This is a genomic window from Streptomyces sp. NPDC004788 (genome assembly GCF_053601115.1).
Map to the genome: position 1 here is coordinate 55,922 of NZ_JBSGBF010000005.1, position 13,093 is coordinate 69,014.

Genomic DNA, 13,093 nt, shown 5'->3' on the forward strand with positions numbered 1-13,093 from the left:
CTTGAGGGGTGAGACGAACGGGGTTGTAAGCCCGCCCAGGTGGAGCGGCATGGACTTCTTCTTGAAGCCCTACTCACGCGAGTAGGGAGGGGGGTCTCCCGGAAGGGGGGCCATGCGTAGGAGGGGGGTGGCCATGCGCACCCGTTGTCTGGACTGTCGGGCGTTCGCCACCCATGCGGGGCGGTGCGCTGAGCATCACCGGGCCTACGAGTCCGGCCGGTCTGTGCAGTCTCACCGCAAGCGCCGTGAGGCCATCGCCCGGGGGAACAACGCTGCCGCTCGTCTGCGCCGTGCGCTGAAGCGCGTGGGTCGTGGCTCGTGCGCGCACTGTGGTCTGTCCTTCCTGGCATCGGCCATCGACGTGGACCACATCGTTCCCCTGTCGCGTGGCGGTGAGGACGTGGACGCCAACGTTCAGCTCCTGTGCCGCTCGTGCCACAAGGCGAAGACGCGCGTGGACATGGGCTACACGGCTCCGCCCTTCTGACGGGAGGGGGAGAGCGGCCCGGAAGTTCCCGCGCGTGCCCGCCGGCGATCCCGGCCCCAGCTCGGAAAACGCGCCCTAGGTGCGGCTCCGTTTTTGGACTCCCGGGCGCTGTCTGACCTGGGCAAAGCCCGTTCCGCACCCCTGAGAAAGGCACCCGCTAAGGGGTCTCAAGACCCGGTTAGGAGGGTGTCAGGTGTCGCGAGCGAAGAGCCCAGCCCAGCGAACGGGCAACCCGAACGGAGCGGCTACTCCGGACGCTGCCCCCGTGGTCTACGAGGGGCGTGCCCCGCGGGTGCCCAGCCACCTGAAGGCCCAGGGCCGTGAGGTCTGGCGGGCCGTGTGGCAGGCGGGCAGCGGGGCGTACAGCCCGGAGACGGACCGCAACGTGATCTTGCGGTACGCGGAGCTTCACGACCGGCGAGCGGACTTGCTGGACCTGATCCACAAGGAAGGGCTCTCCGTCGTGGGGTCCACGGGGCAGCCGGCCATTCACCCGGCCATGCGGTTCGTGGAGTCCACGGAGCGCGAACTCCGGGCCATCGAGACAGCCATTGGCTTCACGCCCGAAGCGCGTATGCGCCTGGGCATCGTCGCGGCGGAGGCCCGCCGGGTGGCGGCAAGTCCCGCCGATTTCTAACCGGGGGGTGCGGCATGTGGGACGGGCTTGATCCTGTCATCGCGCGGCACATCCCGGCCGGCGCGGAGTTCCCCTCCGAAGGCCACCGGGTGGCCAACTGGATTGAGAAGTTCTGTGTGTTGACCGGCTCGTTCGCCGGGCAGCCCTTCACGCTCCTGCCGTGGCAGCGGGATCTTCTCGTGGATGCCTACCGGCTCGAGCGCGACCCGTTCGGGCGGTGGCGCCGGAAGCACCGCACGGCCGTGGTCTGCGTGGCCCGCAAGAACGGCAAGAGCACCCTTGCCGCGGGGATCATGCTGTACCACCTGGTGGCGGACCGGGCTGACGCTCAGCGTCAGATCATCGCTGCCGCCAACGACCGGGCACAGGCCCGCATGGTGTTCGACGCGGCGAAGGCAATGGTCCTTGCGTCGCCCCGGCTGTCCGCGGTCTGTGAGGTACAGCGGGACATCATCCGGTACGCGGACAACTCGTATCGGGTGGTCAGCGCTGACGCGGGCCGCCAACAGGGTCTGAACCCGTCTTCGGTCAGCCTTGATGAGTACGCCTTCGCGAAGTCGGCTGACCTCTTCGACGCGCTGACCCTGGGGTCCGCCGCACGGAATCAGCCCATGTTCTGGGTGATCTCCACGGCCGGTCCGGACCCGGATGGGCCCTTCGCTCAGCTCTGCACCCAGGGCGAGCGCGTGAACGCCGGGGAGCTTGAGGACCCCACGCTCTTCTACCGCTCGTGGGGCCCGCGCATCGGGGACACCGTGGACCACACGGACCCGGAGGTCTGGCGGGCCTGCAACCCGTCCTTCGACATCCTGAACGTGGCGGACTTCGAAGCTGCGTGTCAGCGCAGTACGGAGGCGTCCTTCCGGATCTACCGCCTGTCCCAGTTCGTGAGGGGCGGTAGCTCGTGGCTGCCTCACGGCCTGTGGGACTCCCTTGCCGTGGACGACACGCTCACCGCCGGTGACGCCGTGGTCCTGGGCTTCGACGGGGCTTGGAAGGGCGACTCCACGGCGCTGGTCGCCTGCCGTGTCGCGGACCTTCGGGTCTTCGTGCTGGGCCACTGGGAAGCTCCGCCGGATGACGCTCACTGGCGGGTGCCGATGGCGGACGTACGGGACGCGCTCCGCTCCGCGCTGGACACGTACACGGTCCGGACGCTGGTGGCTGACCCGTACCGCTGGGAGGAAACCCTTGATCGCCTTGAGGCGGAGGGTCACCCGGTCGAAGCCTTCCCGACCAACAGCCTGAAGCGAATGATCCCGGCGACTCAGGCCGTGTACGACGCGGCCCGGGACGGCCGGCTCAGCCACGACGGGAACCCGGCGTTGGCCCGGCACATAGGCAACGCGGTGCTCCGTGAAGATCGCCACGGGGCCCGCATCACGAAAGAGCACGCGTCTTCCCGCCGGAAGATCGACCTTGCCATAGCCATGATCCTCGCCGTTCACGGCGCGGTGCTGTGGCGTGAGGACAACCCCGGCTTCGCTGACGCGCCAATCCTCGCCACCTGGGAAGACGGCGGTGAGGTCTTCGCCTACGGGGGTAGCGCGGAGTTCTTCAACGATCTTTAGCCCGCCTCTGTGCGCGGGCACGGGGGTGAGATCGTGGGCTTCTGGTCTGCACTTTTCAAGCCCCGCGCTGAGACGCGGGCCACCTGGGAACCGGATACGGACCTGTACCCGTACCCGGGTGTGGTCTCGTCCGCGGGGCAGCGGGTCAACGGCAGCACGGCCCTTCAGGTGTCCGCGGTCTTCGCGTGCATCCGACTTCTGTCGGAGACGATTGCCACGCTGCCGGTCGCCACGTATTCGCGCCGGGGCGGTGCGCGCCGGGAGATCAACTCTCCGACGTGGCTGGACTACCCCACGGCGGAGCCCGGCGGGCTGGGCCGTATCGACCTGATCTCTCAGATCGTGCTGTCCCTCCTCCTTGAGGGCAACGCCTACCTTGCCGTGCGGTGGTCGCCGGACAACACGGCCATCGTCGGGTTGGACGTGCTGGACCCGTCCCGGATCGTGACGCACGCGGTAGTGGTGGACGGCAGCCGGCGCAAGGTCTTCGAAGCGTTCGACATCGACGCGGACGGGAACGAAGTCGCCGTTGGCTACTTCACCTCCCGAGAGATCTTGCACATCCCCGGGATGATGCTGCCCGGCGAATTCACCGGCGTGAGCCCGATCAACTACGCGCGGGAGAGCATCGGGCTTGCGCTCGCGGCCCAGACCTACGGCGCGAAGTTCTTTGCGAACGGCGCCGTACCCGCGGCCATCGTGGAAGTCCCCGGCGCCATGTCGGAAGAAGGGCTTGCCCGCGCTCGTGAGGCGTGGCGACTGGCCAACACGGGACCGGAGAACGCTCACCGCGTCGCACTGCTGACGGAGGGCGCCCGGTTCTCGAAGGTCAGCCTGTCGCCGGACGAAGCCCAGTTCCTACAGACCCGGGCCTTTCAGGTCCCGGAGATCGCACGGATCTTCGGCGTGCCTCCGCACCTGATCGCGGACGCGTCCGGCTCCACGAGCTGGGGAAGCGGTCTGGCCGAACAGAACCAAGCGTTCTCCATGTTCAGCCTTCGGCCGTGGCTCGAGCGGATTGAGGCGGGCTTCACCCGCCTGTTGTTCGCGGAGACCGCGGACCGCATGAAGTTCGTGAAGTTCTCCTTGGACGGCATCCAGCGGGGCGCCCCGAAGGAGCGCATGGAGCTGTACTCCCTGGGCCTTCAGAACGGCATCTACAGCATTGACGAAGTGCGGGCCGCTGAAGACCTTGAGCCCCTGCCGGACGGACTGGGCACCGCGTACCGCGTGCCGCTGAACCTCGCTGACGTGTCCGCCGAAGACGAGCCCCCCGCGAACGAAACCACGCCGGAGCCGGAGCCCCCGGAGCCGGACGAGACGAACGAGGGGGACGAAGACGATGACGGAGACGCGGAGCCTGACGAGTCCGGCTGAGATCCGGGCCAACGGCGACGGGATGACCGCCCGCGGGTACGCCTACCGCTTCAACGAGCTGAGCCACGATCTGGGGGGTTTCCGCGAGCGCATCGCGCCGGGCGCCGGTATGGCGTCCCTTGAGCGCAACGACGTGATCGCCACCTTCAACCACAACGTGGATCAGGTGCTTGGCCGGCGCTCGTCCGGGACGCTCCGCGTGGGCGAAGACGAGCACGGCGGTTGGTACGAGATCGACCTTCCGAACACGAGCACCGGCCGGGACCTTGCCGAACTCCTCAAGCGCGGTGACGTGAAGGGCTCCTCCTTCACCTTCCGCGTGGCCCGGGGTGGGCAGCGCCGGGCGGGCACCGACCCGGAGACCGGTCTCCCCATCCGGGAGATCACACAGATGGACGTGGCGGAGCTGGGCCCGGTGCTGAACCCGGCCTACCCGACCACCGACGCGGCACTTCGGTCCATTGAGGCAGTGCTAGGCGTCGCGCTCCGTGCCGCGAAGCCGGACGACGAAGACCCGGACGAGTCCGAAGAGGACACGCCGGACGAGTCGCCGGAGAGCACGGACGAGCCGGCTGGGGGGCCGGACGAGAAGGACCCGGCGGACGAGCCCGAAGAGGACGAGCCGGAAGAGCACAAGAAGGCGCGTGCACTGGTTCGCGCGCTCATCACCACGGGGGGAACCACACATGGACGCAACGACCCTGAGCGCGAACTTTGAGGCGCGCGAGCGGGCCACCAACGAGCTTCGCGCCCTGAGCGAGGAGTTCGCCGGCAAGGAGATGGACGCGGACGCCCGGTCCAAGGAGACCGCGCTCCTGGGCGCCATTGCCGACTACGACGGCCGGATCAAGCGGGGCATTGAAGTCCTGAAGTCCGGCGAGTCCGTCAGCGCCCTCATGCAGGGCCTGAAGGGGACCGGCTCCAAGGGGAACGCCCCGGACAAGCTGGCCCAGGCGGCGGAACAGCTCCGCTCGCTGAAGATCAACGAGGGGCTGACATTCGCCCCGGAGGCCCCGGAGTCCCGCGCGGCCATCGACACGAAGACCAACCCGGGCAACACCGTGATCGCCCGGACCCTGTACGGCCGGCTTCTGGCGGAGGCCGTTGAGCGGTCCACGGTCATGCGCGGTGGCGCCACCATCCTGACCACGAGTTCCGGTGAGCCCATGGACTTCACCGTTGTCGTGGGCCGGGCTGCCGCGTCCATCGTCAACGAGAACGCGAACATCCCGGAGTCGAACCCGACCACCGTTCAGCGGTCCGTTGGCGCGTACAAGTACGGCTACGCGTCCACCCTGTCCACGGAGTTCGTACAGGATCAGGCCCTTGATCTTGTCTCCTTCCTGGTGGGCGACGCGGGCCCGGCCATCGGTGCGGGCATGGGTCAGCACTTCCTGACCGGCACCGGCACGAACCAGCCGAAGGGCATCGTCACCGCCGGTTCGCCGGCCACGGCCACGTTCACCGCCACCGCGAAGGACGCGACCGTTTCGGACGCGCTCATTGACCTGTACTACGAGCTGCCCAGCTCGTACCGGGGCAACGCTGCCTTCGTCGTCTCCGACAAGGTGGCGGCCCAGATGCGGAAGCTGAAGAGCACGGACGGTCAGTACCTGTGGCAGTCCTCCGTGATCGTGGGCGGCCCGGACACCTTCAACGGCCGGCCGGTCCTCACTGACGTGGGTGTGCCGGACACGAAGGTCACCTTCGGAGACCTGTCGAAGTACACCGTGCGCCTTGCCGGTCCGCTCCGTGTCGAGCGGTCCGTTGACCTCAAGTTCCTCAACGATCAGGTGGTCTACCGCTTCCTTCAGCGGGCGGACGGTCTCCTTGTCGATGAGCGCGCGGTCAAGGTGCTGACGGTCGGCGGTGGCGCGTAACGCTGCCACGGCCTGGGCCCGGTCTGCTCGCCTGAGCGGGCCGGGCCCTTCCCGGGGGAGGGGGCCCTTTGTCATACGCAACCGTTGACGAGCTGCGCGCACTGGACGGGCTGGGGGACGCCCAGCTCTTCCCGGACGCCACGCTTAGCGAAGCCATCGACTACGCCGTTGAGACCGTCGAAACGTACTGCGGGCGGAAGTGGGAAGGCGTCGATGCCGCCCCCGAAACCATCCGGTGGTGCGTGCGCAAGATCGCCCGGCAGTACCTGTTGGATCTCGTCTCCCGCGTCCCGGACCGCGCGCTTCAGCTTCAAAGCGAATTCGGTTCGATCCAGCTTGCCCAGGCGGGCGGGAACTGGCGGCCCACGAGCCTGCCGGAGGTCAATGCCCAGCTCAACCGGTACCGCGTCCGCCTGCCGTTCTTCTTCCTGTAGGGGGCTGCCGTGCCGCTGATCTTCGACGCGAAGGTTGCGCTCTTCGAAGCGCTCAAGGGGCTCGTCCCCGCCGGGGTGCAACTCACCTTCGCGGAGACCGGGCAGTCCGACCGCCGGCAACAGCTCTGGTTGGGCGCCACGACGGACGAAGAGCTTGAGCCCGTCGCCATGAGAGCCGGCCCGCGGAAACCCACGGCAGTCACCGGCTACGTGGAAGCCCACGCCGTGGTGATCGCCCCAGGCGACCCGATCGGCGCGGAGCGGGGCGCGTACGTCCTCCGGGACGTGGTGGCGGACGCCTGCCGGGCCGTGGACCGCGCGAGCGTCGCCGGGCTTCTGGACCTCCGGCCGGAGTCATCGACCGTCGAGACCGCAGAGACCACAGACGGGGCGTACAGCGCCCTGACCGTCCGCGTGAGGGTGCGCGGACGCACCACAACCTAGGGGGGACCGCATGGCGCTGGACGCTGCCATTGGCATTGGAGAAGAGACCACGTACGGCACGGCGCCTACGTCCACGATCGGCTACGAGGGGAAGGCGGATTCGTGGAAGGTGGCCAAGGAGTTCATTGAGAGCGTCGGCTTCCGCCGGGGTATGCAGACCGCCCGCGCGGACCGCCGGAACATCGTGCAGATGGGCGGGGAGGGTGAGCTTGAGGTTGACCTCCTGGACGTGGGCGCTGCCGCGCTCCTGAGTGCCGCCTTCGACAAGCACACCTTCACCGACTCCGGGAGCACCCGGACGCACGTCTTCGAGACTGCCGCGTCCAGTGCCGCGCCCAGCTTCACGGCCCAGATGATCCGTCCCACCATCGACGGAACCAACGTGGCCTACAAGCACGTGGGGTGCGTCGCCACTGAGTGGGAGCTGACCGCGGAGACGGAGAACGCGGTCACGCTCAACGTGTCCTTCGACTTTCAGGACGTGTCCCACACCAGCACCCCGGCTCAGGTGCTGCCCATCGACTACCCGGCGACCGGCCGGCCGTACGACTGGACCCGCACCGCCGTGACCCTGACCCGGGCCGGGACTCCGGTCCCGCTGGACGCCGGGAAGCTGTCCCTCACCGGGGACCTGGGCATGAAGACGGACCGGCGCTTTCTGCGGGCCAACGCCCTGAAGAAGAAGCCGGTCCGCGCTGCCGTGCCGACGTACGAGGGTGAGCTTGAGGGGGAGTTCTCCGCGGACTCCCTGAAGCTCTACGAAGCGTTCGTTGCCGGTGAGGTGATCGGCTTCCGCGTGGACCTCACGGGCCTCACCGCGGGCACGAGCATGAAGATCGAATGCCCGGCCATCCAGTTCACTGGGGAGTCCCCGGAGGCTTCCACGGACGACGTGACCGTTCACACCCTGCCCTTCCGCGTGCTGGACCCGGGCGACGGCAACCCGGCCATTCGGCTGACCTACGTGGAGCCGAAGCCGGTGACCGCGCTGAAGGCAATGAGCGCCCCAGATCAGGGGTGAGGCCCGATGGCCCGCACCAGCGCCTTCACAGTCCGGGTACAGGGGATGACCGCCCTTCAGCGCAACGTGCGCCGGCTCAAGGACCGGGAGTTGAACAACTCCGTCCGGGCCGCGAACAAGGCGGCGGCGGAAGTGGTCAAGCCGGAGGCGGAGGCCACCGCGCCGAAGGGCCGCCGGGACGCGAAGTCCAGCAAGCGCTACAAGCCGGGCAAGCTCGCGAAGTCCGTCAAGGTCACCGCCTCCGTCAAGGGGGCCCAGGTGAAGGCGGGCTCCGCCGCTCGCGTCCCGTATGCGGCAGCCGTGCACTTCGGCTACCCGAAGCGGCACATCCGACCGAACCGGTTCCTGTTCCGGGCCATGGCGCGCAAGAGCGCCGAAGTAACCGAGACCTACGAGCGCGAGATCAGCGCCGTGGTCCGTCAGCACCTTGAGGGGGACTAGACGTGGCGAAGAAGACCGCCGTGGGCGGGGACCTGGGGGAACTCCTCTCCCTTGATCTCAACAGCCTGACCATCGACGAAATCGACATCATCGAAGAGATCACGAACGCCCCGCTGGACGAGCTGCGCAAGCCCGGTCAGCGCCGGGGCCCGATGCTGCGGGCCATGGCCGTGGTCCTCAAGCGTCGCGAAGATCCGAACTTCTCGGCAGCGGACGCGGGCCGGCTCCGGCTCGAGTTCAAGGGCAAGGCGAAGCCGGACCCTACCGCGCCCAGCGCGTAGTTCTGTGCGCCCGGCTCGTGGGCCACTTCCGCGGGCTCACCTGGGCGGACGTGCGGTCCCTACAGCTCAGGGACTTCAACGCGCTGGTTGACCAGATGACAGCCGACATCGAGCGGCAGAACAGACAGACCCGACGCGCGCAACGGGGGCGCACGTCCGGGAGCACCACGGGGGAACGGCGCACGCCGGTCATGACGTAAGGGGGCCGGTGTGGCAAAGCCCATCACGATCACGCTTCTCGGGGACGAGTCGGATCTTGCCGCGTCCCTTGAGCGTGGTTCGGCGGACGTGACCGCCTTCGCTGATCAGGTGGAGGCAGCACTCCGTGAGGCGACCGAAGCGGCGGCGAACCTGGGTGACGCCGTTGCCGAAGGCGCGGACGAAGCCGGGAACGAAGTCGGCTCGTTCGGTGAACGCTTCGGCGGTGCGGCTGCCCTTGCCGGTGCCGCCATCGCGGCCGGGCTCGTGGCCGGCATCACCGAAGCCCTTGATCAGGAGAAGAGCAACGATCTTCTCGCGGCCCAGCTTGGAGCTTCCCCCGCGGAGGCGAAGACCCTGGGCCAGGCAGCCGGACAGATCTACTCGTCCGGCTGGGGCGAGTCCGTCGCGGACGCCAACGCGGCCCTGAAAGCCCTATGGCAAGAGGGCCTTGTTCCGGCGAACGCCACGGCGGACGAACTGGCCAACGTCGGCAAGCGCGCCATGGACGTTGCCGCGGTGCTCGGTGACGAAGTCGGGCCCACGTCCAACGCCGTGGCGCAGATGATCAAGACCGGCCTTGCGCGCAACGCGGAAGAGGCGTTCGACATCATCACGGCCGGCGCCCAGAACGGCGCCAACAAGGCCGAAGACCTGGCCGACACGTTCAACGAGTATTCGACCAACTTCCGGACCATGGGGTTGGACGGGGCCACGGCCATGGGGCTGATCTCCCAGGGCCTGAAGGGCGGAGCCCGTGACGCCGATCAAGTCGCGGACGCCATCAAGGAGTTCAGCCTTGTAGCCGGGCAGGGCGGCAAGGCCGTTGAAGAAACGTTCAACTCGATCGGGCTGAACGGCTCCCAGATCGTCAAGGACGTGGCGGCCGGAGGCGACTCCGCGAAGTTGGCCATGGACAAGGTGCTTGACGCCCTTCGCCAGATGCCCGCTTCGGCGGAGCGCGCGAGCGCGATCAAGACCCTGTTCGGCGGTCCCGGTGAGGACCTGGGCGCGGCCCTGTTCTCCCTGAACGTGGACACAGCGGCCCAGTCCCTGGGCAAGGTCGAAGGGGCCGCGAAGCGCGCCGGCGACACGATGCACGACAACGCTTCAACGCGGCTGTCCGCGTTCTGGCGCTCGCTGCAACAGGGCGCCGTTGACGTGATCGGCGGAGCGGTCCTTCCGGCGCTGGACGGGCTCATTGACGGGGCCGCTGCCGTGGGCCGGTTCATCTCGGACAACCAAACGCCCATCACGGTCGTGGCCGGGCTCATCACGGCCCTACTCCTCCCAGCGCTGATCTCGTGGGGAGTCACCGCCACGACTTCCGCCATAGCCAACGCCACCGCGTGGGTCACGTCCACGGCCACGGCGGTCAGTAGCTCCGCCACTCAGGTGCTCGCGCACTGGTCCGTGGTCGGCGGATGGCTCAAGGCAGCCGGACAGGCCGTGATCTCGTCCGCCATCGTCGTGGGCGGGTGGATCACCATGGGCGCCCAGGCGCTCATACAGGCGGCCCGCATGGCTGCCGCGTGGCTGATCGCCATGGGCCCGGTAGCGCTGATCATCGCTGCCGTGGTCGGTCTCGCGGCCCTGATCTGGGCCAACTGGGACAAGATCGTCTCTTGGACAACCCAGGCGTGGGACTGGGTGTGGAACAAGATCAAGGGGACCTGGGACTTCCTGGTCAACCTGTTCATGAACGCCACGCTCGTGGGGTTCATCGTCCAGCACTGGGACGCCATCAAGAACGCCACCGGCGCCGCCTTCGACTGGGTATGGAACAAGATCAAGGGCATCTGGGACACCCTGGTCAACCTGTTCCTGAACTTCACCGGCCCCGGCCTGTTGATCAAGCATTGGGACACGATCAAGCAAGCCACCGCGGACGCCTTCCTGTGGGTCTACAACAAGGCCCGCGACGGGCTGAACGCCGTGGTCTCGTTCTTCACCGGGCTCCCGGGCCGCATCCGTGACACGGCCGGCAGCGTGGTCCGCTCCGCCCTGGGCATCGGCGGTTCGATCATCGACGGACTGAAGGACGGACTGTCCCGGCTGGGTGGCTTCGCCTCAAGCCTGGCCTCTTCGGTGACCGGCGCCGCGAAGGGCGCGATTAACAGCGTCATCGACCTTCTGAACTGGGCCATTCCGAACAAGCTCGGGTGGGGCGCGCTGTCCATCGACATCCCAGACGACCCGATTCCCCACGTGCGCGCCATGGGCGGTCCGGCCCAGGGCCTGACCCGCGTGGGCGAGCGCGGACCGGAATGGGTGTCCCTGCCCGGCGGATCAACGGTGATCCCGAACCACGCGGCCCCCGCCGGGGGCGGAGTCGTGGTCAACGTCAGCACCAACGCGGACCCCTGGGCCATCGGGCGCGAAGTCGCCTGGGCCCTTCGAACCGCATGACCCCTACTCGCGCGAGTAGGCCAAGGGGGGATGGACATGGCGGAGTTGAACGACTGGACCGCCGAATACGCCGGGCTCGTCATGGGGGAACCCGACTCCGCCATATCCATCGTCGGGGTTGACGGGCTCGTGTCCCTGCCGGACGTGAGGACATCGGACCTCACCCTTGTGCAGCAACACGGCCAGTACCCCGGGGACGACTACCTGAACGGCCGGACCGTGACGCTGACCCTTGAGGTCTACGGCGCCACGGCTGACGAGTTCGCCCAGGCCCTGGGACAGGTCTACGCGGCCTTCGCGCCGGCCGGGCCGGAGAGACCGCTCCGCTTCAGGTTTCCCGGCCTTGCCGCGGGCCGCACGGCCTTCGTCAACGCCCGGCCGCGGAAGCGCTCCGGGCCCGTGGACCTGAACTTTGCCAACCGGGTCTGCAACATCGTCGTGGAGCTGTACGCGACGGACCCGCACATCTACGGGGACGAGCTGGTGACTCTGAAGCTCTCCTCCCCCTGGGAGGGGAGCAACCCCAAGCTCCGGTTCTTCTATCCCGGCTCCGTTCCGGCGCTGCCGGTGATCACGCTGGACAACGCGAAGGACTGTGTTCTCAAGGACGAGATCACGGGCCTGTACTTCGGCATGGTCCCGCTCGCCGGCGGAATCACGATCAACAGCCCGGCCCAGCTCGTGACCGGCACAACGACCGGCACCGTCTTCAACGACCGGATCACCGCCGGATCAACGTGGCCGGAGTACGCCTTCGGTGAGCACCGGCTCAGCCTGTCCAGCGGGGCGGTCACCCGGGCCACGGAGGCAGTCCTCACGTGGCGAAACAGGTGGGTGTGATGGGCGCGAAGTACACGGTCCTGCACACCAACCTGAAGACCGGCGCCGTGGTGGCCCGTCTGCCGGTCACCGGCATTTCGTTCACGCACACGCTCAACGCGGCCGGGACCGCCACGGTCGGCATTCCGCTCCACGCGCCGGAGGCAGACCCGGCGGTCCTGAGCCCCGGTATCAGCGGGCTCGTGATCGTCCGCGACGGGGCCCCGGTCTGGGGCGGAATCATCTGGACCGCCTCCGCAGACATCGCGGCCGGGACGCTCGCCCTGGGCGCCTCCGGCTACCACTCGCACTACAAGGGCCGGGTCTTCGTCAACGGCTGGACCGCCCGCACCGTGGAACAGGCGGACCTACTCAAGTCGTGGTTCAGCTACTTCAACGCGGACAACGGCATCGGCACCGCCACGGACACGATCAAGCCCACCGGGGCCAAGCGCACCGCCGTGTGGACCCGGTACGAGCTGAAGAACGCCGGCGAAGCGATCGAAGAGCTAGCCGACAACATCAACGGGTTCAACTTCCGCTACGTGCCGTACTGGGTCACGCCCAACGTCAAGGTGGGGCACCGATTCGTCATGACCAGCCGGTCCGGCTCGTCCACCCGCACCCTGACGCACCGCGTGAACTGCGATGTAACCCGCGTGGGCTACGACTCCACGGCCCTGTGCACCGTGGCCTACGCCACCGGAGCCGACAAGGGCAACGGCGAAAAACTCGTAGGCATCTTCGAGAACACGGAGCTTGCGGCCCGAATGCCTGAGCGCGTCACGGTCGGCACCTATCAGGACGTGAAGGAAACCCAAACGCTCATAGGTAAGGCACAGGCCACCGTGAATGCCGGGTCAGCCCCTGCCGCGATTCCGGAGCTGACGCTCTACCCCGGCCAGTACGGGCCGCTGGACTTCGTACCGGGCGATTACGTGGCAGTGGACGCGGACGCCGGATACGTCGCCTTCCTAGACGAGTTCGCCGTAACCGAGTGCGGTACGACCGTGGACGTGAACGGCACCGAATCAATTCGTCTCGCGCTCGCCAACAAGGAGTTGTTCATCAATGCCAACCCAAGCTAACGCGGT

14 protein-coding genes are annotated in these 13,093 nt (G+C 67.9%); all 14 read left to right on the top strand.

The window, feature by feature from the left end:
• The first annotated feature begins 133 nt into the window (after positions 1-133).
• The 14 genes from ACWEJX_RS04390 (at position 134) to ACWEJX_RS04455 (ending at position 13,087) form a co-directional block, all read left to right on the top strand.
• The gene (locus tag ACWEJX_RS04390; protein ID WP_451606119.1) at positions 134-487 is read left to right on the top strand and encodes an HNH endonuclease; all 354 of its coding nucleotides are present in this window, start codon (positions 134-136) and stop codon (positions 485-487) included.
• Positions 488-752: 265 nt separating this feature from the next.
• The gene (locus tag ACWEJX_RS04395) at positions 753-1,124 is read left to right on the top strand and encodes a phage terminase small subunit P27 family (RefSeq protein WP_202430255.1); all 372 of its coding nucleotides are present in this window, start codon (positions 753-755) and stop codon (positions 1,122-1,124) included.
• Between the two features lie 14 nt (positions 1,125-1,138).
• Positions 1,139-2,695 carry a terminase large subunit domain-containing protein gene (locus tag ACWEJX_RS04400; protein ID WP_451606020.1) on the top strand — a complete coding sequence of 519 codons (1,557 nt, stop codon included), beginning with the start codon at positions 1,139-1,141 and terminating at the stop codon, positions 2,693-2,695.
• A gap of 33 nt (positions 2,696-2,728) precedes the next feature.
• The gene (locus tag ACWEJX_RS04405; protein WP_451606021.1) at positions 2,729-4,072 is read left to right on the top strand and encodes a phage portal protein; all 1,344 of its coding nucleotides are present in this window, start codon (positions 2,729-2,731) and stop codon (positions 4,070-4,072) included.
• Positions 4,038-4,790 carry an HK97 family phage prohead protease gene (locus tag ACWEJX_RS04410; RefSeq protein WP_451606022.1) on the top strand — a complete coding sequence of 251 codons (753 nt, stop codon included), beginning with the start codon at positions 4,038-4,040 and terminating at the stop codon, positions 4,788-4,790. The genes ACWEJX_RS04405 and ACWEJX_RS04410 overlap by 35 nt, the downstream gene beginning before the upstream one ends.
• Positions 4,759-5,952, top strand: coding sequence for a phage major capsid protein (locus ACWEJX_RS04415; RefSeq protein ID WP_451606023.1), 1,194 nt, complete (start codon positions 4,759-4,761; stop codon positions 5,950-5,952). The genes ACWEJX_RS04410 and ACWEJX_RS04415 overlap by 32 nt, the downstream gene beginning before the upstream one ends.
• 68 nt (positions 5,953-6,020) lie before the next feature.
• Positions 6,021-6,386, top strand: coding sequence for a hypothetical protein (locus tag ACWEJX_RS04420; protein ID WP_451606024.1), 366 nt, complete (start codon positions 6,021-6,023; stop codon positions 6,384-6,386).
• Between the two features lie 9 nt (positions 6,387-6,395).
• On the top strand, positions 6,396-6,830 hold the full coding sequence (locus tag ACWEJX_RS04425) for a hypothetical protein (protein WP_451606025.1): 435 nt from the start codon (positions 6,396-6,398) through the stop codon (positions 6,828-6,830).
• A 10-nt stretch (positions 6,831-6,840) separates the two neighbouring features.
• Positions 6,841-7,851, top strand: a complete 1,011-nt coding sequence (locus ACWEJX_RS04430) for a phage tail tube protein (RefSeq protein ID WP_451606026.1) — start codon at positions 6,841-6,843, stop codon at positions 7,849-7,851.
• Between the two features lie 45 nt (positions 7,852-7,896).
• Positions 7,897-8,292, top strand: coding sequence for an HK97 gp10 family phage protein (locus tag ACWEJX_RS04435; protein WP_451606027.1), 396 nt, complete (start codon positions 7,897-7,899; stop codon positions 8,290-8,292).
• A gap of 2 nt (positions 8,293-8,294) precedes the next feature.
• Positions 8,295-8,573, top strand: a complete 279-nt coding sequence (locus tag ACWEJX_RS04440) for a hypothetical protein (protein ID WP_059251389.1) — start codon at positions 8,295-8,297, stop codon at positions 8,571-8,573.
• Positions 8,574-8,783: 210 nt separating this feature from the next.
• Positions 8,784-11,180, top strand: coding sequence for a phage tail tape measure protein (locus tag ACWEJX_RS04445; RefSeq protein ID WP_451606028.1), 2,397 nt, complete (start codon positions 8,784-8,786; stop codon positions 11,178-11,180).
• Positions 11,181-11,216: 36 nt separating this feature from the next.
• Positions 11,217-12,020 (top strand): hypothetical protein, encoded by an 804-nt coding sequence (locus tag ACWEJX_RS04450; RefSeq protein ID WP_451606029.1) that lies wholly within the window; start codon positions 11,217-11,219, stop codon positions 12,018-12,020.
• The gene (locus tag ACWEJX_RS04455) at positions 11,999-13,087 is read left to right on the top strand and encodes a hypothetical protein (RefSeq protein WP_451606030.1); all 1,089 of its coding nucleotides are present in this window, start codon (positions 11,999-12,001) and stop codon (positions 13,085-13,087) included. Before ACWEJX_RS04450 ends, ACWEJX_RS04455 begins: the two co-directional genes overlap by 22 nt.
• Positions 13,088-13,093 lie beyond the last annotated feature (6 nt).